Origin of the sequence: Bombella mellum, from assembly GCF_014048465.1 — a bacterium.
GTDB classification, from domain to species: domain Bacteria; phylum Pseudomonadota; class Alphaproteobacteria; order Acetobacterales; family Acetobacteraceae; genus Bombella; species Bombella mellum.
This window is the reverse complement of record NZ_PDLY01000003.1, coordinates 278,352-299,462: the sequence shown is the minus strand read 5'-3', so window position 1 is coordinate 299,462 and position 21,111 is coordinate 278,352. Positions and strand designations below refer to the sequence as shown.

At 59.7% G+C, this 21,111-nt stretch carries 27 protein-coding genes; 3 read left to right on the top strand and 24 right to left on the bottom strand.

Annotated features, from left to right (window positions below):
* The first annotated feature begins 13 nt into the window (after window positions 1-13).
* The 3 genes from CPA56_RS06270 (at window position 14) to CPA56_RS06260 (ending at window position 8,201) form a co-directional block, all read left to right on the top strand.
* On the top strand, window positions 14-3,205 hold the full coding sequence (locus CPA56_RS06270; protein ID WP_182041151.1) for an efflux RND transporter permease subunit: 3,192 nt from the start codon (window positions 14-16) through the stop codon (window positions 3,203-3,205).
* Window positions 3,202-6,468 (top strand): efflux RND transporter permease subunit, encoded by a 3,267-nt coding sequence (locus CPA56_RS06265; RefSeq protein WP_182041150.1) that lies wholly within the window; start codon window positions 3,202-3,204, stop codon window positions 6,466-6,468. Before CPA56_RS06270 ends, CPA56_RS06265 begins: the two co-directional genes overlap by 4 nt.
* A gap of 212 nt (window positions 6,469-6,680) precedes the next feature.
* A complete protein-coding gene (locus CPA56_RS06260) occupies window positions 6,681-8,201 on the top strand; it encodes an efflux transporter outer membrane subunit (RefSeq protein ID WP_182041149.1) in 1,521 nt (506 codons plus the stop codon).
* 345 nt (window positions 8,202-8,546) lie between these two features.
* Here CPA56_RS06260 and rplQ read toward each other — a convergent pair whose 3' ends face one another.
* The 24 genes from rplQ to CPA56_RS06140 form a co-directional block, all read right to left on the bottom strand.
* Window positions 8,547-8,963: a 50S ribosomal protein L17 gene (gene rplQ, locus CPA56_RS06255; protein ID WP_182041148.1), complete on the bottom strand. Its 417-nt coding sequence runs from the start codon at window positions 8,961-8,963 to the stop codon at window positions 8,547-8,549.
* A 43-nt stretch (window positions 8,964-9,006) separates the two neighbouring features.
* On the bottom strand, window positions 9,007-10,026 hold the full coding sequence (locus tag CPA56_RS06250) for a DNA-directed RNA polymerase subunit alpha (protein ID WP_182041222.1): 1,020 nt from the start codon (window positions 10,024-10,026) through the stop codon (window positions 9,007-9,009).
* Window positions 10,027-10,169: 143 nt separating this feature from the next.
* Complete coding sequence (gene rpsK, locus CPA56_RS06245; protein ID WP_043557862.1) at window positions 10,170-10,562, bottom strand: 30S ribosomal protein S11; 393 nt, start codon at window positions 10,560-10,562, stop codon at window positions 10,170-10,172.
* Between the two features lie 50 nt (window positions 10,563-10,612).
* Window positions 10,613-10,990: a 30S ribosomal protein S13 gene (gene rpsM, locus CPA56_RS06240; protein ID WP_043558318.1), complete on the bottom strand. Its 378-nt coding sequence runs from the start codon at window positions 10,988-10,990 to the stop codon at window positions 10,613-10,615.
* Window positions 10,991-11,194: 204 nt separating this feature from the next.
* Complete coding sequence (locus CPA56_RS06235; protein WP_182041147.1) at window positions 11,195-11,773, bottom strand: adenylate kinase; 579 nt, start codon at window positions 11,771-11,773, stop codon at window positions 11,195-11,197.
* Entirely contained in the window at window positions 11,770-13,146 is a 1,377-nt protein-coding gene (gene secY / locus CPA56_RS06230) for a preprotein translocase subunit SecY (protein WP_182041146.1), read from the bottom strand. The genes CPA56_RS06235 and secY overlap by 4 nt, the downstream gene beginning before the upstream one ends.
* A gap of 94 nt (window positions 13,147-13,240) precedes the next feature.
* On the bottom strand, window positions 13,241-13,729 hold the full coding sequence (gene rplO / locus CPA56_RS06225; protein WP_182041145.1) for a 50S ribosomal protein L15: 489 nt from the start codon (window positions 13,727-13,729) through the stop codon (window positions 13,241-13,243).
* Window position 13,730: 1 nt separating this feature from the next.
* Window positions 13,731-13,922, bottom strand: a complete 192-nt coding sequence (rpmD, locus tag CPA56_RS06220; protein ID WP_077396243.1) for a 50S ribosomal protein L30 — start codon at window positions 13,920-13,922, stop codon at window positions 13,731-13,733.
* Window positions 13,915-14,484: a 30S ribosomal protein S5 gene (rpsE, locus tag CPA56_RS06215; RefSeq protein WP_099026819.1), complete on the bottom strand. Its 570-nt coding sequence runs from the start codon at window positions 14,482-14,484 to the stop codon at window positions 13,915-13,917. The genes rpmD and rpsE overlap by 8 nt, the downstream gene beginning before the upstream one ends.
* A gap of 12 nt (window positions 14,485-14,496) precedes the next feature.
* Window positions 14,497-14,859, bottom strand: a complete 363-nt coding sequence (gene rplR / locus CPA56_RS06210) for a 50S ribosomal protein L18 (protein WP_182041144.1) — start codon at window positions 14,857-14,859, stop codon at window positions 14,497-14,499.
* Window positions 14,859-15,395, bottom strand: coding sequence for a 50S ribosomal protein L6 (rplF, locus tag CPA56_RS06205; protein WP_182041143.1), 537 nt, complete (start codon window positions 15,393-15,395; stop codon window positions 14,859-14,861). Before rplF ends, rplR begins: the two co-directional genes overlap by 1 nt.
* Window positions 15,396-15,404: 9 nt before the next feature.
* The gene (rpsH, locus tag CPA56_RS06200) at window positions 15,405-15,803 is read right to left on the bottom strand and encodes a 30S ribosomal protein S8 (RefSeq protein WP_043557850.1); all 399 of its coding nucleotides are present in this window, start codon (window positions 15,801-15,803) and stop codon (window positions 15,405-15,407) included.
* A gap of 13 nt (window positions 15,804-15,816) precedes the next feature.
* Entirely contained in the window at window positions 15,817-16,122 is a 306-nt protein-coding gene (rpsN, locus tag CPA56_RS06195) for a 30S ribosomal protein S14 (protein WP_043557849.1), read from the bottom strand.
* 131 nt (window positions 16,123-16,253) lie between these two features.
* Entirely contained in the window at window positions 16,254-16,820 is a 567-nt protein-coding gene (rplE, locus tag CPA56_RS06190) for a 50S ribosomal protein L5 (protein ID WP_077396238.1), read from the bottom strand.
* 10 nt (window positions 16,821-16,830) lie between these two features.
* Window positions 16,831-17,151 (bottom strand): 50S ribosomal protein L24, encoded by a 321-nt coding sequence (gene rplX / locus CPA56_RS06185; RefSeq protein ID WP_182041142.1) that lies wholly within the window; start codon window positions 17,149-17,151, stop codon window positions 16,831-16,833.
* On the bottom strand, window positions 17,151-17,519 hold the full coding sequence (gene rplN, locus CPA56_RS06180; protein WP_043557844.1) for a 50S ribosomal protein L14: 369 nt from the start codon (window positions 17,517-17,519) through the stop codon (window positions 17,151-17,153). Before rplN ends, rplX begins: the two co-directional genes overlap by 1 nt.
* A 12-nt stretch (window positions 17,520-17,531) precedes the next feature.
* The gene (gene rpsQ, locus CPA56_RS06175) at window positions 17,532-17,807 is read right to left on the bottom strand and encodes a 30S ribosomal protein S17 (RefSeq protein WP_182041141.1); all 276 of its coding nucleotides are present in this window, start codon (window positions 17,805-17,807) and stop codon (window positions 17,532-17,534) included.
* 13 nt (window positions 17,808-17,820) lie between these two features.
* Entirely contained in the window at window positions 17,821-18,057 is a 237-nt protein-coding gene (rpmC, locus tag CPA56_RS06170; protein WP_182041140.1) for a 50S ribosomal protein L29, read from the bottom strand.
* 2 nt (window positions 18,058-18,059) lie between these two features.
* Window positions 18,060-18,476: a 50S ribosomal protein L16 gene (gene rplP, locus CPA56_RS06165; protein WP_043557840.1), complete on the bottom strand. Its 417-nt coding sequence runs from the start codon at window positions 18,474-18,476 to the stop codon at window positions 18,060-18,062.
* Window positions 18,477-18,534: 58 nt separating this feature from the next.
* On the bottom strand, window positions 18,535-19,212 hold the full coding sequence (gene rpsC, locus CPA56_RS06160; RefSeq protein WP_182041139.1) for a 30S ribosomal protein S3: 678 nt from the start codon (window positions 19,210-19,212) through the stop codon (window positions 18,535-18,537).
* 3 nt (window positions 19,213-19,215) lie between these two features.
* Window positions 19,216-19,641, bottom strand: a complete 426-nt coding sequence (gene rplV, locus CPA56_RS06155; protein WP_043557837.1) for a 50S ribosomal protein L22 — start codon at window positions 19,639-19,641, stop codon at window positions 19,216-19,218.
* Between the two features lie 2 nt (window positions 19,642-19,643).
* Window positions 19,644-19,922 (bottom strand): 30S ribosomal protein S19, encoded by a 279-nt coding sequence (rpsS, locus tag CPA56_RS06150; RefSeq protein ID WP_043557836.1) that lies wholly within the window; start codon window positions 19,920-19,922, stop codon window positions 19,644-19,646.
* A gap of 16 nt (window positions 19,923-19,938) precedes the next feature.
* Complete coding sequence (rplB, locus tag CPA56_RS06145) at window positions 19,939-20,769, bottom strand: 50S ribosomal protein L2 (RefSeq protein WP_081562856.1); 831 nt, start codon at window positions 20,767-20,769, stop codon at window positions 19,939-19,941.
* Between the two features lie 18 nt (window positions 20,770-20,787).
* The gene (locus CPA56_RS06140; RefSeq protein WP_182041221.1) at window positions 20,788-21,084 is read right to left on the bottom strand and encodes a 50S ribosomal protein L23; all 297 of its coding nucleotides are present in this window, start codon (window positions 21,082-21,084) and stop codon (window positions 20,788-20,790) included.
* Window positions 21,085-21,111 lie beyond the last annotated feature (27 nt).

Genomic DNA, 21,111 nt, shown 5'->3' with positions numbered 1-21,111 from the left:
GAATTATGAGCCTGTGAATCCCTCACGTCTCTTCATCGAACGCCCCGTTGCCACCAGCCTGCTCATGCTGGCCATCATGCTGGCTGGCGTGCTTGGCTATCTCTTCCTCCCCCTGTCCGCCCTGCCGGAGGTGGAATACCCCACCATCACGGTCTCCACCTTCTATCCGGGTGCCAGCCCGGACGTGATGAGCACCTCCATCACGGCCCCGCTGGAGACACAGCTGGGACAGATGGCCGGGCTGGACCAGATGACCTCCCAGTCCTCCGGGGGGGCCTCCGTCATCACACTGCGCTTCAAGCTGAACATGAAGATGGACATTGCCGAGCAGGAAGTGCAGGCGGCCATCAACAATGTCGGCTCCCTCCTGCCCAACGACCTGCCCGCACCGCCCATCTACGCCAAGGTCAACCCGGCGGACACGCCCGTCATGACACTGGGCATCACCTCCCGCATCATGCCACTGCCCGAGGTGGAAGATTACGTCAACACGAGGCTCGAGCAGAAAATCAGCCAGATCTCGGGGGTCGGGCTGGTCACGCTTTCCGGGGGCAACCGCAAGGCCTACCGGGTGCAGATCAACGTCCCGAAGCTGACCTCCTACGGCATCGCCCTGGACACGGTCCGGACCATCATCGGCACAGTGAACGTCAACTCTCCGACCGGTACCTTCGACGGCCCCCAGCACGCCACCTCCCTGCGGATTGACGGGCAGATACAGTCCGTCGGCCAGCTGATGAACCAGGTCATCGCCTACCAGAATGGCGGGCCGATCCGTCTCCGGGATGTCGGCCGTGTCGTGGAGGGGGCCGAGAACAGCCAGCTCGCCGCCTGGGCCAACAGGACACCGGCCCTCATCCTCAACATCCAGCGGCAGCCCGGGGCCAATGTCATCGCCGTGGCGGACAACGTGCGGGCCATCCTGCCCCGGCTGAAGCAGGACCTGCCTCCCGGAATCGACATCATTCCCCTGACGGACCGCACGACCACCATCCGGGCCTCCGTCCGGGACGTGGGCTTCGAGCTGGTTCTCGCCATGCTGCTCGTAGTGGGAGTCATTTTCGTCTTCCTCTGCAACGTGCCGGCCACCATCATTCCCGGCCTGTCCGTCCCCCTGTCGCTGATCGGCACGCTGTCGGCGATGTACATGCTGGGTTTCTCGCTGGACAACCTCTCCCTCATGTCGCTCACCATCGCCTCCGGCTTCGTGGTGGATGACGCCATCGTGGTCATCGAGAACATCTCCCGCTTCGTGGAGGCCGGGGAGAACCGCTACAGCGCAGCCCTGAAAGGGGCAAAGGAAATCGGCTTCACCATCATCTCCCTGACCGTGTCGCTGATTGCCGTGCTGATCCCCCTGCTCTTCATGAGTGACGTGGTGGGGCGTCTCTTCCATGAGTTCGCCATGACGCTGGCCATCACCATCTCCATCTCGGCCCTCGTCTCCATCACCCTCGTGCCCATGATGTGCGCCCGGATGCTGACCGAACGCAGGACGGACAGGGACGGACAGCCCCGCAAGAAGCCGGGCCGTCTGGCCGGTTTCGCCCGGAAGACCAACCAGCTGATGGACTGGTGCATCAGCCGCTATGACCGTGCCCTGACCGTGGTGCTCCGGCATCAGCCACTGACCCTGCTCACCACGCTGGCCAGCATCATCCTCACGGGGCTGCTGGCGTGGTCCATTCCGAAAGGCTTCTTCCCGCCACAGGATACGGGAGTGATCCAGGGCATTTCCGTCATGCCCGCCAACATCTCCTTCGAAGGCATGAAGAAAAGGCAGGCCGAGCTGGGTGCCCTCCTCATCCAGGACCCCGACATCACCAGCCTGTCCTCCTTCATCGGCATTGACGGGCAGAACATGACGCTCAATTCCGGCCGCTTCCTCATCAACCTGAAACCGAAGGAGAAACGGACCAGCTCACTGGCCGACATCCAGAAACGGATGGAAAAGGCGGCCACCACCCTGCCCGGCGTCCATCTCTACACCCAGCCCGTGCAGGACCTCTCCCTGGAATCCTCAGTCTCGGCCATGCAGTACCAGTTCATGCTGGAAACGCCGGACTATGACGACTTCGCCCTCTGGGTTCCCCGTTTCCTTGATGCGGTGAAGCATGAACCCTCCCTGAGCGGCGTCACCTCCGACCTTCAGTCAGACGGGCTGACAGCCATGCTCACCCTGGACCGCACCAACGGTGCCCGCTACTCCATCACCCCGCAGACGGTCGACAACCTGCTCTATGACAGTTTCGGCCAGCGGCAGGTCTCCACCATCTACACGCAGTCCAACCAGTACCGCGTGATTCTGGAAACCGACCCCCGCTTCCAGAAGCATGAGAGCAGCCTCTCCCAGCTCTATCTCCCCGGCATCTCCTCCGAGGCCGGCGGCAGCACCAGCGGCCCCAGCCGCCAGCCCACGTCGGGACTGGTCCCGCTCCTTCAGGTCACGAACCTGACCCGCATCGTGTCGCCGCTTCTCATCACCCATTACGGCCAGTTCCCGGCCACGACCATCTCCTTCAACGTGGCACCGCACCATGCTCTGGGAGAAGCCACGACGGCGATCGAACATGTCAGCCAGAAGATCGGCCTGCCCGGAACCTTCCAGACAGCCTTCCAGGGCACGGCGGCGGCCTTCCAGAACTCCCTGAAGAACGAGCTGGGACTGGTCATCGCCGCTCTTGTGGCCGTCTACATCGTTCTGGGTGTGCTGTATGAGAGCTTCATCCATCCGGTGACCATCCTTTCCACCCTGCCGTCCGCCGCCATCGGTGCCCTGCTGGGGCTGTACGGTTTCGGGATGCCGCTGGACATCATGGGCATCATCGGCATCGTGCTGCTGATCGGCATCGTGAAAAAGAATGCCATCATGATGATCGACTTCGCCCTCCAGGCGGAGCGGCAGGATAACCTGCCACCGCTCGAGGCCATCCGTCAGGCGGCCCTGCTCCGGTTCCGCCCGATCCTCATGACGACCCTTGCCGCCCTCTTCGGGGCACTCCCGCTGCTGCTCAGTGAAGGCACGGGAGCGGAACTGCGCCGCCCCCTGGGCATCGCCATCGTGTTCGGGCTGATGCTGTCCCAGCTTCTCACCCTGTTCACCACCCCGGTCATCTATCTTTTCATGAACCGGTGCAGCCTGGCGGTGAAACGGCTCGTCAGCAGACGCTTCAGCGGGGATGGCCTTCCCGCTGATACACAGTGACGCTGATACGCCTCTTCGTCACCCGGCCTGTCGGCACGGTCCTCATGACGCTGGCCATGTGCCTGGCCGGCTGCATCAGCTATCTGAACCTGCCCGTCTCGGACCTGCCCGACGTCGACTTCCCGGTCGTCATGGTCATCGCCAACCAGCCGGGAGGCTCGCCCTCCGAGATTGCCAGCACGATTGCCGAGCCACTGGAGCGTCATCTGGGGGCCATTGCCGGGATCAGGGAGATCACCTCCCAGTCCACCGTGAACCAGACACGGATCCTTCTCCAGTTTGAGCTGTCCCGGGACATCGACAGTGCGGCCCGGGATGTCCAGTCCGCCCTGCGGGCCGCACGGCAGGACCTGCCCACCACCCTGCGCAGCGACCCCAGCTACATGAAGGCCAATGCGAACGGGCCGCCCATCATGGTCCTGACGCTCACCTCTTCGACACGCACGCCGCAGCAGCTCTACGACTTTGCCAACAATGTCATCATGCCCGGTCTCAGCCAGGTGGAAGGTGTCGGCAATGTGGACATCCACGGCAGTGCCCTGCCTGCGGTACGGGTGGAGATCAACCCGCTGCGTCTCTTCCGCTACGGCATCGGCTTCGAGGACATCCGGGCCGCCCTGACCTCGGCCAACGCCCACACGCCCAAAGGGTTCATCGAGGTCCAGGGCACACGCCTCATCCTGGCCACCAACGACCAGGCCACCGAGGCCAGCGCCTACCGACCGCTCATCATCGCCTACCGCAACGGCCAGCCCGTCCGTCTCTCCGACGTGGCCGACGTGGTGGACAGTGCGGAGGACCTCCGGCAGGCCGGCTATGTCAACGGGGAGCCGGACATCATCTGCACCGTCTATCCCCAGAGCGGTGCCAACATCATCAGGACGACCGACGGGCTGAAGGCCCGGCTGCCCGTCCTGCGCACGGCCCTGCCCGGCAACACGCGGCTGGACCTCCAGCTGGACCGCTCCATCACCATCCGGGCCTCCCTGGCAGACACGCAGCGCACCCTCGTCCTTGCGGTCCTGCTGGTCGTCCTCGTGGTGCTTCTTTTCCTTCAGGATGCCGTCTCCGTCCTCATCCCGGCCATCGTCGTTCCAGCCTCCATCATCACCACCTTCGCCCTGATGCAGCTTCTGGGGTACCAGCTCGACATCATGTCGCTCATGGCCCTGACCATCGTGACCGGCTTCGTGGTGGATGATGCCATCGTCGTGCTGGAAAACATCACCCGCCATCGGGAGATGGGAAAACCGGCCCGTCAGGCCGCCGTGGACGGCACGGGAGAGGTCGTTTTCACCGTCATTTCCATAACGCTCTCCCTGATCGTCGTCTTCGTGCCCATCCTGCTCATGGAAGGCGTTTCCGGGCTGTTCTTCCATGAATTCGCCATGACGATCATCCTGGCCCTCTGCGTGTCCATGATGCTGTCCCTGAGCTTGACCCCCATGCTCAGTGCCCTGCTCTTCACCATGGAGGAACGCCTGCCACCCCGGACGGGAGCAGGCCCCGTCCGGCGCAGCATGCGCTGGTGTGGCGAAAGGATGGAGCGTGGCTTCCGGCAGATGACGGCAGGGTACATGCGGTCCCTCCATGCCGTCATGAACCATCCGGTCCTCGTGCTGCTCTCCCTGCCACTCACCCTGATCCTGGCGGGCTGGCTTTTTTCCGTCCTGCCCAAGGAGCTGTTCCCCCAGCAGGATGAGAGCATGATCATGGGGCGGCTGGTGGCGGATCAGGACATTTCCTTCCATGCCCTTCAGGCCCTGACCATCAGGGTGGAAAAACGGCTGGCCAGAGACCCGAATGTCGTCAGCGCCATCGGCGGCCCCGGGAAACGCTCCGCCAACTCCGTGAATCTCTTTGTCACCCTGAAGCCGAAAAGCGAGCGGAAGGACGACATCTCCGTCACCATCAACCGGCTGAACCACATCTTCCGCCGCAGGGCCGGTTTTTCCATCCGGCTGCGCCTGCCCAGCATGATTGGCGGCGGGGCACGCTCAACCGACGGAGCCTACCAGTACAGTCTCCAGGGCAATTCCGCCGAGGAACTCTACCAGTGGACACCCCGGGTCGTGGAAGCCCTCTCCCGCCTGCCCATGCTGGCGGACGTGACCTCCGACATGGAACAGGGCGGGCAGGGCATCACGCTGGCCATCAACCGTGATCTGGAAGCCCGCTACGACATCACGCCACAGCTTGTCAGCAATGCCCTGTATGACGCCTTCGGCCAGCGGGCCGCCTCCGTCATCTATGAGCCTCTCAACCAGTATCGTGTCATCATGGAGGCCGCTCCCACATTCTGGGCCGATCCCGGCTTTCTGGAGCAGATGCGTGTCAGCGTCACGGGGGGAACGGCCAACGGGGCCTATGCCTCCAACAACATCCGGGTGCGGGCCGGGAGCACCTCCACCTCCCTGTCACAGAGCCAGCTTTCCTACATGAACTCCGTCGCCAATGCTCTGGCCGGTGGGAAATCCGCCTCCAATGGATCCGCCGTCACCACCAGCAGCGCAACCATGGTGCCGCTGCCCCTGCTCGGCCCGCTGCGCCATGTCAATGCGCCGCTGTCGGTCAACCATCAGGGGCAGTTTGTCTCCACGACCATCTCCTTCAACCTTGCACCGGGGACCGCTCTCGGCCCGGCCATACAGGCCGTGGAGGCGGCTCTGGTCCGGCTCCACCTGCCCGGAGACATACAGGGAGGTTTCACCGGCAATGCGGCCAGCCTCCAGAAATCCGTCAGCCGGGAGCCGCTGCTCATTCTCGCCGCCCTGGTCGCCGTCTATGTCGTTCTGGGTGCCCTGTATGAAAGCCTGATCCACCCTCTGACCATCCTTTCCACACTGCCTTCCGCTGGCGTGGGGGCACTGCTGGCCGTGGCCATGTTCGGGCAGCCCTTCTCCCTGCTCACCCTGATCGGCGTCATCCTGCTGATCGGCATCGTGAAAAAGAATGCCATCATGCTGATCGATTTTGCCACCCATGCCCGCCATCAGGGAAAAGACGCCAGAGAGGCCATCCTGACGGCCAGCCATCTCCGCTTCCGTCCCATCCTCATGACGACCTTTGCGGCGGCCCTTGGGGCGGTTCCTCTGCTCATCGGTGGCGATTACGGCAGCGAGATGCGGCAGCCGCTTGGCCTGTCCATTCTCGGTGGCCTCTGCCTCAGCCAGCTTCTGACCCTCTATACGACCCCGGTCGTCTATCTCTCGCTCGACAGGATGAGCCAGAGGCTGAAACGGCATCTCTTCAAAAAGGCGTAACCTGACAGCCCCTGCGGGGCTGGCCTCTTCCTTTTCATCCAGATTTCCGTTACCAGCAGCCAGCTTCTCTTCACCTCATGGTCAGAAGCCATAGATGCTGCCAGAGGATGGTCTTTTCTAAAAAAGTAATAATGATAAGAAACACTTCTCCATCTGGTATAACGCCTTCACAACACAGTACACGTTTCACCCATCACAACATCCGGATGTTCATGTCGTTCCCCTTCCGTGCCGTCTGCACCGCCGTTCTGACTACAGGTCTGCTTGCCACATTAGGGGGCTGTATGGTCGGACCGAACTATCACAGACCCAAGGCCATCATCTCACCCCGTTTCAAGGAAGCTCCCCCACCGGAAGGCTGGGAAAAGGCCAACCCGGCCATGAGCAACATGCCCAAGGGCGACTGGTGGCGGGTCTTCAACGACCCGACACTGAACCAGCTGGAAGAACAGGTCGCAGGCTCCAACCAGAGCGTGAAACAGTACGAGGCGCAGTACCGCAAGGCACGGGCCATGATCGACTCCGTCCGGGCCAGCCTCTTCCCCACCATCAACGGCAAGTTCGGCTTCAACCGCAACTCCAGCGGCGGCAGGACCATCAGCGGCCTGAATGCCGAGCCACACACCTTCACGACCACCACCAACACCTGGACGATGGGCCCGAGCGCAAGCTGGACCATCGACGTCTGGGGCATGATCCGGCGGCAGATCGAGCAGCAGGTCAGCTCGGCACAGTCCAGTGCCGCCCTGATGGCCAACATGCTGCTCTCCTACCAGCTGGAACTGGCCACCGACTACATGAACCTGCGTTATCAGGACAGTCTGATCGACCTGTTCCAGCGCAATGTGGGCCTCTACAAGCACAACCTGGAAATCCTCAGCAACCAGCTGGCAGCCGGCGTCGCCGATCCCACCAGCGTGCTCCAGGCCAAGTATCAGCTGGAATCCACACAGGCCAGCCTCTCCAATGCATATGTCTCCCGTGCCCAGTATGAACATGCCATTGCCGTCCTGATCGGCCGTCCCCCGGCCGACCTGACCATCCAGCACGCCCCGCTGCCCTTCACGCTGCCGCCCATTCCCCGTTTCCTGCCCTCCGACCTGCTCCAGCGTCGCCCCGACATTGCCCAGGCCGAACGGGAAATGGAGGGCTACAATGCGGAGATCGGGTACGAAATCGGAGCGTTCTATCCACAGATCACGCTCTCAGCCAGCTATGGTTACAGCGGCAACCCTCTTGAGCACCTGATCCAGCTGGCCACCCGTACATGGTCCCTCGGTGCCGCAGCCAGTGAGACCCTCTTCAATGGTGGTGCCCGGTCGGCAGCCGTACGGGAAGCTGAGGCGGATTATGACAATTCTGTCGCCAATTACCGGCAGGTGGTCCTGAAGGCCCTTCAGGATACGGAAGACCAGCTCTCCAACCTGCATTATCTGGGTGATCAGATGACATACCAGAATCAGGCCGTGGAAAGTGCGGAACGTGCCGTGGAAGTCTCCATGAACGAATATCTGGCCGGTACGCAGATCTACACCACCGTCATCTCGGCACAGCAGATGGCCCTGCAATATGAAGAAACCCGCATCCAGATACAGCAGCAGCGGCTCATAAGTGTCATCCGCCTGATCACCGACATTGGCGGCGGCTGGGATACGAGCCAGCTTCCTTCCAAGGATTCTCTACAGACGGACAATCCGTTCGTGCCCAGTTTCATCCAGAAAGACAAGAACTGAGGCCTGAAAACAGAAAAGCACTTTTCTCCATTACGGAGGAAAGTGCTTTCAGAATGAAAAGGAGAATGTTTCCTTCCCTCAGGAGGAACGCTTCTCCTGACACGGGGATTTCTTTCGTCCCAGAAGCAGCCCTACAAAAAAAGCAAATCCGGTCCATCCCCAGGGATGATCCATCACCAGATCTTCGATTGCATCTGTCACCAATCCACAGAAGGGACGGCATGCGTTTTTCAGATTAGAACTCATGGCGTTACCTGCTTTTCTGTCGGGTACTCTCACCCCGTGAAAAAAGGCCGATGCCTGATGGCACCGACCTTTCCTTTATTCTCCTATTGGAGAAAAAGCTCAAGCAGCTTCCTGTTCTTCTGCCTTCACGGCACCGCTGTCCTTGCCCTTGGCTTCGACATTGCGGTCCACCAGCTCGATCACGGCCATGTCGGCATTGTCACCGTAGCGCACACCGGCCTTCAGCACACGGCTGTAACCACCGGAGCGACTGGCGTAACGCTGGCCCAGCTCGGAGAACAGCTTGGCAACGATGGCATCATCACGCAGCTGTGCGAAAGCCTGACGGCGTGCATGAAGCGTGCCACGCTTTGCCAGCGTGATCAGCTTCTCGACGACCGGGCGCAGTTCCTTGGCCTTCGGCAGAGTCGTGGAGATCTGCTCATGCTTGATGAGAGCAACAGCCATGTTGCGGAACATCGCAGCGCGATGGGTGGAGGTGACGCCAAGTTTACGTCCGCTCAGATTATGACGCATTTTGTTTCCCTAATCCTTTACCCGAACTTCCCAGCCGGGGTTCTTAGAATGTCTCGTCAAGACGCCGGGCCAGATCCTCGATGCTCTCCGGCGGCCAGGCCGGGACGTTCATCCCCAGCGACAGCCCCATGCCCGTGAGCACTTCCTTGATCTCATTCAGCGACTTACGACCAAAATTCGGAGTCCGCAACATTTCCTGCTCGCTCTTCTGCACGAGATCGCCAATATACACGATATTGTCGTTCTTCAGGCAGTTTGCGCTACGGACGGACAGCTCAAGCTCATCCACCTTGCGCAGCAGATGACGGCTGAACGGCAGATCATCCTGCGGCTCTTCGTTCTGGACAGGGCGAGGCTCATCAAAGTTGATGAAGAGCTGGAGCTGATCCTGCATGATGCGGGCGGCGAGAGCCAGAGCATCTTCCGGGGTCACGACCCCGTTCGTCTCGACACTCAGGAGCAGCTTGTCATAGTCGGTGACCTGCCCGACACGGGTCGGCTCCACCTTGTAGGAAACACGCTGCACCGGCGAATAGATCGCATCAATGGGGATCAGGCCGATCGGGGCATCATCCGGACGGTTGGCAGAGGCAGGAACATAGCCCTTGCCCATGTTCACCGTGAATTCCATGCCAAGCTTGACATCATCATCAAGCGTGCAGATCACCAGGTCCGGATTCATGATCTCGATGTCATGGCCCGTCTGGATCTGCCCGGCCGTCACCTCTCCCGGCCCTGTGGCCGTAAGAACCATACGCTTCGGCCCTTCACCGTGCATGCGCAGAGCAAGCTGCTTCACGTTCAGCACGATGTCAGTCACATCCTCACGCACTCCCGCAACGGAAGAGAACTCGTGAAGAACCCCATCAATCTGGATGGCCGTGACGGCAGCACCCTGAAGAGAGGAAAGAAGGATACGGCGCAGGGCATTGCCCATCGTCAGGCCAAAACCACGCTCGAGCGGTTCTGCAACGATGGTTGCCATGCGGGAAGGAACCGGGCCAGGCTCGACTTCAAGCTTCTCCGGTTTGATGAGAGACTGCCAATTTTTCTGGAGAACCAAGATCATGGCCTTTCAAACAACGAAGCCCGCCAGAGGATGGCGGTGCCAGGCCCGCACATGTCGTGCGGTACGAACTCACCAAGGTCAATCTGGCTGCACCATCCATTCGTGACAGCCAGACCTACCAGATTCATGCGTCCAGATCAGACGCGGCGACGCTTGCGCGGACGGCAGCCATTGTGCGGCACCGGCGTCATGTCGCGGATGGATGTGATCGTGAAACCGACAGCCTGGAGGGCACGCAGTGCGCTCTCACGCCCTGAACCGGGACCGGAAACCTCGATCTCCAGAGTCTCCATGCCGTGCTCACGGGCCTTGCGGCCTGCATCCTCGGCAGCTACCTGGGCAGCGTAAGGTGTGGACTTGCGGGAGCCCTTGAAACCCTGTGCGCCAGAGGAAGACCAGGCGATGGCATTGCCCTGGGCATCAGCAATCGTGATCATCGTGTTGTTGAAGGTGGAAAGAACGTGAGCAACACCGGAGATGATGTTCTTACGCTCCTTCTTACGGATACGCGGTGCGGCAGCCTTGGCCATAATATGCTTGTCCTACTAAATCTGCGATAGCGTGAAAGAAGCGACGGCTATCAGCGCGTCGCTTTCTTCTTACCTGCAATGGCAACAGCCTTACCCTTGCGGGTACGGGCATTGGTATGCGTACGCTGACCACGAACCGGCAGACCACGACGATGACGCAGGCCACGATAGCAGCCAAGGTCCATCAGACGCTTGATGTTCATCGCCGTCTCACGACGGAGATCACCCTCCACACGATAATCGCTGTCGATCAGGTCACGGATCTTCGTCACCTCATCATCAGACAGTTCATTCACGCGCTTGGCATTGTCGATGCCGAGCTTCTCACAGATAGCCTGTGCGCTCGACGGACCAATGCCATAAACATAGCGCAGACCGATGACCACCCGTTTGTTGGTCGGAATGTTTACGCCGGCAATACGTGCCACGCCAATTCTCCCATCCACACGGCTCACGTCCGTGTTTACAAAAATCTTTGTCTGACCGGACCATGGCCGCTCACCGGCGTCGGTCCCCAGAACGATTCCAGCCCTGTGACCAAGACCATACGTTCATCTCATGGTGGGCGAATATACTGCCCTGCCAGACAAGTCAAACATTAACGATCACTTTTTCGTGATCAGCTCATTCCCTCAGGATGCCGCCTGATCGAGAATGGCATCAATCGCCTTTCCGACCGTCTCGACATCCTGCATGCCATCAACACGCTTCAGACGACCATTCTGCTCGTAATAGGGAAGAATGGGAGCCGTCTGCCTACGATACACATCCAGACGTGACCGGACCACCTCCGGCTGGTCATCCGCCCGCCGGGAGCCGTCCTCATGCTGACGTTCAGAAAGACGCTGCACCAGAGCCTCTTCCTCCACGTCCAGAAGAATGACGGCGTCAATCTTCAGGTTCTGTTCCTTCAGCATGGAATCCAGAATCTCGGCCTGGCTTTCCGTACGGGGGAAGCCATCAAGAATGACCCCACCCTTGCAGTCAGGCTGGACGATCCGGTTCTCGATCATCTGGACGATGATCGGATCAGGAACGAAATGTCCCTTCTCCATCAGTTCCTTGACCTGGAGACCGATCGGCGACTGCGCCTTCACCTCGGCACGCAGCATGTCCCCCGTGGAGATCTGCTTCATGCCCCGGCTGGCCTCCAACCTCTTGGCCTGGGTTCCTTTGCCCGCACCAGGCGGGCCAAGAAGAATGATATTCACCGTAAGTTCCTTCTTTCCCTGCCGGTCCGGCTGCGTGTTCCCTTGCGGCCCCGCTGCTTGCGGATAAGCCCCTGATACTGATGGGCCACCAGATGGGACTGTACCTGCGTCACGGTATCAATCGTCACGGAGACAATGATGATCAGGCTGGTCCCGCCGAAATAGAACGGCACGTTATATTTGTTGATCAGGAACTGGGGCAGCAGACAGACCAGTACCATGTAGGCGGCACCGATGGCCGTCAGCCGTGAAAGAATCTGATCAAAATAACGGGCCGTATTGGCACCCGGACGAATGCCCGGCACGAAGCCTCCCTGCTTCCTCAGATTTTCTGCCGTTTCCTCCGGGTTGAAGGTCACCGCCGCATAAAAATAGGAGAAGAAGATGATCATGAAGGCATAGAACGCCATGTAGAGCGGCTGCCCCTGTGAGAGCCACTGCCCGACACGCCCCAGCACACCACCATTATTGTGCATGAAACCGGAAAGGGTCGCCGGCACCAGCAGCACGGATGACGCAAAGATCGGCGGGATGACCCCGGCCGTGTTGACCTTCAGCGGCATGTGTGTGGAGTCACCGCCATAGATGCGGTTGCCCACCTGACGCTTGGGGTACTGGATGACGACACGCCGCTGTGCCTGCTCCATGAACACGATGAAAGCGATGACCGCCAGGGCCAGAAGCAGGAAGACCACGACGAAGATCGGGGACAGGGCCCCGGTCCGTCCCAGTTCCAGCAGGCTCCCCAGAGCATGGGGCAGATTGGCGACGATGCCCGAGAAAATGATCAGCGAGATACCGTTACCGATACCCCGGGAAGTGATCTGTTCTCCCAGCCACATCAGGAACAGCGTGCCCGTCACCAGCATGACGACATAGGAGACGAGGAATGTCGGCCCCGGTGAAATGACCGCACTCAGCCCGGCCTGCGTATGCAGGCTGCTCAACCCCATGGCAAAGCCATAGGCCTGCACGATGGCAATCAGAACCGTCAGATAACGGGTATACTGGTTCAGTTTCTTGCGCCCGCTCTCCCCTTCTTTCTTCAGGGCCTCCATTGAAGGCAGGGCCGTCGAAAGAAGCTGGATGATGATGGACGCACTGATGTAGGGCATGATGTTGAGGGCAAAAATCGTCATGCGCGCCAGCGCACCACCCGTGAACATGTCCAGCATGCCCAGGATGCCGCCCTGATGCTCCCCAACAAGCTGCCCCAGCACGGAAGCATCAATGCCCGGAACCGGGATGAACGTCCCCAGTCGATAAACAATCAACGCACCCAGTGTGAACCAGATCCGTTTTTTCAGCTCCGTCGCCTTTGCAAAGGCACCCATATTCAGGTTACCGGCCAGCTGTTCTGCGGCAGAAGCCATCTCCCCGTCCTTTCATGAAAACAGCGTCACCGCACATCGTACGGGACGCTGTTCACTAGTTCACCGTCGTCCCAGCAGGCTGGGCAGGACAGGCTCAGGCTTCAGCCTGAGCATCCTTCTTCACAGCAAGAACCTTCACAGAGCCACCGGCTTTCTCGACAGCAGCAACAGCTGCGGCGGAAGCACCGGCAACCTCAAAGTTCACGCCCTGAGACAGCTCGCCCTTTGCCAGAAGCCGGACACCAGCAACCTTGCGGCTGCCGATCAGGCCAGCATTGCGCAGCACTTCCTCAGTCACGGGAGCAGAAGCGGAAAGCTTGCCAGCTTCCAGAGCCTTGCCCACCGCACCGATGTTCACCGCCGCATATTCCTTGCGGAAGATGTTGACGAAGCCACGCTTCGGCATACGGCGATAGATCGGGAGCTGACCACCCTCGAAGCCATTGATGGCCACGCCGGAACGTGCCTTCTGACCCTTGTGGCCCTTCCCGGAGGTCTTGCCCTTGCCGGAACCGATACCACGCCCGAGACGCTTCTTGCGATAGCGAGCACCGGCGTTATCACGCAATTCATTCAGGTTCATATCAACCCTCCACCTTCACCAGGTGGGACACCTTGCGGATCATGCCACGGACAGAAGAGGTATCCTCCAGCTCACGGCTGGAACCGATGCCACGCAGGCCCAGCCCCTTCACCGTCTCCGCCTGACCCGGTTTGGACCCGATCACAGAAGCGATCTGCGTCACCCGGATTGTCTTACCTTTTGTCTCAGACATTGGCAGCCTCCGTTTCTGACTGCTCACGACGTCCGAACAGCTCGAATGTCTTCTTGCCACGGCGTGCCGCAACCTGACGCGGGCTGCTTGCACGCTCGAGAGCATCAAAGGCAGCCTTGATCATGTTGTGCGGGTTCCGGGTGCCGAGGCTCTTGGCGACCACGTCGCTCACGCCCAGGCTCTCGAAGACGGCACGGATCGGACCACCGGCGATGATCCCCGTACCAGCCTCAGCTGCACGCACGACAACCTCACCGGCACCGAAGCGGCCCACTGCATCATGATGCAGGGTACGGCCCTCTTTCATCGGCACACGGATCATGTTGCGGCGGGCACGCTCGGTTGCCTTGCGGATGGCTTCCGGCACCTCACGGGCCTTGCCGGCACCGTACCCCACGCGGCCCTTCTGGTCACCAACGACGACCAGAGCAGCGAAGGCGAAACGCCGACCACCCTTAACAACCTTGGCGACACGGTTGATGGTTACCAGCTTGTCAACCAGCTCATCACCCTGCTCGCGCTCACGACCACCACGGCCGCCTTCTCTTGGCTCACGTGCCATGTGTGATCCTCCTTAGAAAGACAGCCCGCCCTCACGGGCAGCCTCTGCCAGGGCTTTCACCCGGCCATGATAGAGATAGGAGCCACGGTCGAACACGACTTCCTTGACCCCAGCCTTGACAGCGCGCTCGGCAACCAACTTACCGATGACGGTAGCTGCTGCGATGTCCGCACCCGTTTTACCGGCTTCACGGACACTCTTTTCAAGCGTAGAGGCGCTGGCCAGCGTAACCCCACGGGCATCGTCGATGACCTGGACGTGGATATTCTTGCTGGAACGGAAGACCGACAAACGCGGCCGGCCGCCGCTCTTGCGACGAAGCTGGAAACGCAGCCGCTTGCGGCGGCGTTCCTGCAATCCTTGCAGCGATGCCATTACTTCTTCTTACCTTCTTTCTGACGCAGAACTTCGGTCTCATACCGGACACCCTTGCCCTTGTAAGGCTCGGGCTTGCGGAAGCTGCGGATATCCAGAGCTACCTGACCAACGCGCTGCTTGTCGTTACCTTCAACCAGAATGGCCGTCGGGCGGGGCGTCGTGATTTTCACATCGGACGGGATCGGATAGACCACATCGTGAGAAAAACCAAGGTTCATGACCAGATTGGATCCCTGAACAGCAGCACGGAAACCCGTACCCTGAATTTCAAGCCCCTTCTGGAAGCCCTCGGAAACACCCTTGATCATGTTGGCAAACACCGCACGGGATGTTCCCCACATCGTCCAGCTCTTGTTGGTGCGCCCACCGAGCGGAGACACGGTGACCTTGCCATCCTCGATCTTCACATCAACATGTGAGGACACGGGGACGCTCAGCTCACCACGCTTGCCCTTGACGCAGAACATACCGTCCTTGACAGCTGCTTCCACGCCTGCGGGGAGGTCAATAGGATACTTACCTACGCGAGACATATTCCCTCCTTAGAAGACGCGGCAGAGGATCTCGCCACCAACATTGGCAGCCCGAGCCTCGACGTCGGAAAGAACGCCACGCGGCGTGGAGAGGATGGAAACACCCAGACCAGCATAGACGCGGGGCAGCTCTTTGATTTTGGAGTACACACGGCGACCAGGACGGGACACGCGATGGATCTCGCGGATCACGGGCTGACCATCCGTGTACTTCAGCTCGATGCGGAACTGGGAAATGCCCTTGCGGACTTCCTCGGTCGTGTAACCGCGGATATATCCTTCACGCTTCAGTGCCTCGAGAACACTGGCACGCAGCTTGGACGCCGGAGCAACGCAGGCAGCATGGCGGGCACGCTGAGCGTTACGGACCCGGGTGAGCATATCACCCAAAGGATCAGACATAGACATTCAGACTACCCTTTTACCAGCTGGACTTGACCATGCCGGGGATCTGCCCCGTGGAAGCAAGGTCACGCAGAGCAATACGGCACAGCTCAAACTTGCGGTAGTTCCCACGGGGACGACCGGTCAGTTTGCAACGCAGACGCACGCGGGTCTGGGACCCATTGCGTGGCAGCTTGGCCAGTTTCAGTGTCGCTTCAAAACGCTCCTCCATGGAGAGGGAGCGGTTTTTGATAGTATTTTTGAGAGCGGTCCGCTTTTCAAGGTCACGCTGCGCCATGGCAGCACGACGATTATTACGGTTCACCGCAGAGACTTTCGCCATCTCGAATCTTCTCCCGGAACCTGTCAGGCCTATCCCGACGGTTTTCCAATCACCGAACTTGTAACGGAGATTCCCCCCTCATGTGAAGGGGGAAAGTCCATTTTTCCGTGATTGATACGAAAAATTGTCGCTCAGGACACGAACGGCAGATCAAATGCCTTCAGAAGAGCCTTGGCTTCTTCATCGGTCTTTGCCGTCGTAACAAAGATGATGTCCATACCACGGATGGCATCAACCCTGTCATAATCAATTTCCGGGAACACGATCTGCTCTTTCAGGCCCATGGCAAAATTGCCACGGCCATCAAAGCCCTTGTTCGCCGGAAGACCGCGGAAGTCACGGATGCGCGGCATGGCAATCGTCACCAGACGATCAAGGAACTCGTACATGCGAGCCTTGCGCAGCGTCACCTTACAACCGATCGGCAGTCCTTCACGAATACGGAAACCCGCAACAGCCTTGCGTGCCACTGTCTTGACAGGCTTCTGACCGGAGATCAGGGCCATTTCCTCGACAGCAGCGTCCAGCTTTTTCTGGTCAGCAGCGGCTTCACCGACACCCATGTTCAAGACGATCTTCTCGAGCTTGGGAATCTGCATGTCGCTCTTGTATCCGAACTGCTCACGCAGCTTGGCGCGGAGCTTGTCCTGATATTCCTGCTGCAGACGGGGCAGAACGGCATTCTTGTTATCGCTCATCGTTCGCTCCTCAGCCTTCGATCACTTCGCCGGTCACCTTGGCGACACGGACCTTGCGACCATCTTCCAGAACACGGAAACCGACACGGGTCGGCTTGCCACTCTTCGGGTCGATCAGCTTCAGATTGGACAGATGAACCGGCATCTCACGCTCGATGATGCCGCCACCTTCACCCATGCGGTTCGGCTTGGTGTGACGCTTGGCAACAGCCACGCCACGCACGACAGCCTTCTCCACCTTCGGCAGGACGGAAAGGACCTCCCCACGGACACCGCGGGAACGACCTGTCAGGACCAGAACCTGATCACCTTTCTTGATACGTGCAGCCATTACAGCACCTCCGGAGCCAGGGAGATGATCTTCATGAACTTGCGGGCACGCAGCTCACGAACAACCGGGCCAAAGATACGCGTACCAATCGGCTCCTGCTGCTTGTTCAGCAGGACAGCAGCGTTCCGGTCAAAGCGGATGGCGGAGCCATCAGCACGACGCACTGGGTAGGAGGTGCGGACGATGACGGCCTGATGGACGTCGCCCTTCTTCACCTTACCACGGGGGATCGCTTCCTTGACGGATACGACAATGATGTCGCCGACCGAGGCGGTCTTCCTCTTGGAGCCACCCAGCACTTTGATGCACTGCACCCGACGCGCGCCGGAGTTGTCAGCTACGTCAAGGTTGGTCTCGGGATGAATCATGTGTCTACCCCCTTATGCGCCGACAGAAGTCGAGGCTGCCTCGGCAACATCAACCCCATTACGGGAAACGACCGTCCATGTCTTACGCTTGGAGATGGGAGCGCATTCCACGATGCGGACCACATCACCAACCTTGCATGCATTGGCATCATCATGCGCTGCATACTTCTTGGAACGGCGGATAAACTTTTTGTAGAGCGGGTGCATCACGCGACGATCAACAAGAACGGTCACCGTCTTGTCCATCTTGTCGCTCGTCACTCGCCCTGTCAGGACGCGCCTGGGCATCGTCCGTCTCCTCTCAGGACTTGGCGGCGGACGTTTTTGCGCCCGCACGGTTCTTCGACTGGGTCAGCAGTGTCTTGATACGGGCGACAGCACGACGCACGATCCTGACACGGCTGGTGTTCTCGGACTGGCCTGTGGCCGCAGAGAAACGCTGGTTGATCTGCTCACGCTTCAGATCCAGCAGGAGAGCCTTCAGCTCGTCCTCGCTCTTCGTGCGCAGCTCAGCAACCTTATAGGTCGTCTCAGCCATTCTCAAGCCTCCCCGATACGCTGAATGAACTTGGTCTTGATCGGCAGCTTCGCAGCAGCCAGGCTAAGAGCCAAGCGGGCAACCTCCGGCGGCACCCCTTCGATCTCGAAGAGGATACGGCCCGGTTTCACACGGGCTGCCCAGTATTCGGGGTTACCTTTACCGGAACCCATACGCACTTCTGCGGGCTTTGTCGAGACCGGAGTATCCGGAAAAATCCGAATCCAGACGCGACCAGCACGCTTCATGGCGCGTGTGATGGCACGACGGGAGGCCTCGATCTGACGAGCCGTGATACGCTCCGGCTCCAGAGCCTTCAGGCCATACGCACCGAAGTTCAGCTGCGTACCGCCCTTGGCCATCCCATGAATACGGCCCTTGTGGGCCTTACGAAACTTTGTCCGCTTTGGAGAAAGCATGATTTTCTATCCTCACATCAAGCACCTCGGATAAAAGACGGGGGAACTCCCCCGCCTCTTAACGCTGAGGAGCCTGCTCCGCAGCACGACGGTCCTGAGCCATCGGGTCGTGAGCCAGGATCTCACCCTTGAAGATCCAGACCTTCACGCCGCAGGAACCGTAAGTGGTGTGCGCTGTGGAAGTCCCATAATCAATGTCGGCACGCAGTGTATGCAGCGGTACGCGACCCTCACGATACTGCTCGTCACGAGCGATCTCGGCACCACCAAGACGTCCGCTGCAGGTCACGCGGATGCCCTGGGCACCCAGACGCATGGCAGACTGGATGGAACGCTTCATGGCCCGACGGAAGGCAACACGACGTTCCAGCTGCTGGGCAATGTTGTCCGCAACCAGAGTCGCATCGATTTCCGGCTTACGGATCTCGACGATGTTCAGGGCAACATCGGTCTTGGCCATGGCACTGAGGGTCTTGCGCAGGGCATCAATGTCCTGTCCCTTCTTGCCGATGATCACACCGGGGCGTGCCGCATAGATCGTCACGCGGGGCTTCTTGGCCGGACGCTCAATGACCACACGGGAAACACCAGCACCGGAAAGCTTCTTGCGCAGGAAAGCACGAAGTTTCAGGTCCTCGTGGAGCAGGCGGGCATAGTCCCCACCTGCGTACCAGCGGCTATCCCATGTACGATTGACACCGAGCCGAAGCCCGATCGGATTAACCTTATGTCCCATAGATCAGGCTGCCTTCTGCTCTTTGGAGTTCTTACCAGCCTTCGGGGCTTCCTCAGCCTCGGCACGCTCGGCAACAACAATCTTCAGGTGGCTGAAAAACTTCTCGACACGAGCAGAACGGCCACGGCCACGTGCATGGAAGCGTTTCATCACGATCGACTTGCCAACCTCAGCAGTCTTCACCACCAGCTTGTCAACATCAAGCTGATGATTGTTCTCTGCATTGGCCACGGCACTCTCAAGAGCCTTCTTGACCTGCTGGGCAATGCGGCGACGGGAGAACGTCAGCGCAGCGATTGCCTTGCCAGCCGGCTGGTTGCGGATCGTAGCGGCAACCAGGTTCAGCTTGCGCGGGCTGACACGGATGTTGCGGGCAACAGCCTGTGCCTCTGTATCAGCCAAGGTACGGATATGCTTAGGCTTACTCATGCTCAGCCTCGCTTCGACTTCTTATCGGAACCATGACCGGTATAAGTACGGGTGGGTGAGAACTCACCGAACTTGTGACCGACCATATGCTCCGTAACCTGCACAGGCAGGAACTTCTGACCATTATAGACGCCGAACGTCAGCCCGACGAACTGCGGCAGGATGGTGGAACGACGGGACCAGATCTTGATCACCTCGTTCCGACCCGATGCACGGGCCTTCTCAGCCTTGCCAAACAGATACCCGTCGACGAACGGGCCTTTCCAGACGGAACGTGCCATCTTCTATGCCCCTCTCTTACTTGCCGGTTTTACGACGACGGATAATCAGGCTGTCCGTCTTCTTGTTGGTACGGGTCTTGTAGCCCTTGGTCGGCACACCCCACGGCGTGACGGGATGACGTCCACCAGAGGTACGGCCCTCACCACCACCATGCGGATGGTCGACAGGGTTCATAACCACACCACGGTTGTGCGGACGGCGACCCATCCAGCGACGGCGACCTGCCTTACCGAAATGCTGGTTCATGTTGTCCGGGTTGGAAACCGCACCAACAGTCGCCATGCACTCAGCACGCACGATGCGCAGCTCACCGGACTGCAGCTTGATCTGTGCGTAGCCGGCATCCTTGCCAACGAGCTGGGCATAGTTGCCAGCAGAACGGGCCAGCTTGCCACCGGCACCGGGCTTCAGCTCGATGTTGTGGATGATCGTACCGACCGGCATGGAGGCCAGCGGCATGGCGTTACCCGGACGGACGTCGGCATGATGGGCCGCAACCACACGGTCGCCAGCCTTCACGCGCTGCGGAGCCAGGATGTAGGCCAGTTCGCCATCCTCGTAGCGGACCAGTGCGATGAAGGCCGTACGGTTCGGGTCATATTCCAGACGCTCGACCGTGCCAACAACATCAAACTTGCGACGCTTGAAATCAACATAACGGTAGGACTGCTTGTGCCCGCCACCACGGAAGCGCACGGTCGTACGCCCGTAGTTGTTACGGCCACCAGTCTTGTTCTTGCCTTCCGTAAGCTGCTTGACGGGCTTGCCCTTCCAGAGCTCGCTCCGGTCAATCAGCACGGTACCACGAGTGCTTGGTGTCGTGGGATTAAAGTGCTTCAATGCCATGGTATCTTACCCCGCGCGTCAACCAAGCTTCGCTGTCAGGTCAATGGACTGACCTTCAGCAAGCTGGACATACGCCTTCTTGATGTCAGAACGGCGACCTGGACGACCTTTGACGCGCTTCGTCTTGCCCTTCTGGATCAGGGTGCTGACGCCAGCCACCTTCACGTTGAAAAGCTTTTCGACAGCGACCTTGATCTGCGGCTTCGTCGCTTCCAGAGCCACCTTGAACACAACCTGATTCTTCTCGGAGAGCAGGGTTGCCTTTTCAGTGATCAGCGGCGCACGCAGCACATCAAACAGAGCTTCCTGAGACAGGCCAGCAGCCGCCTTGCGTGCATTCAG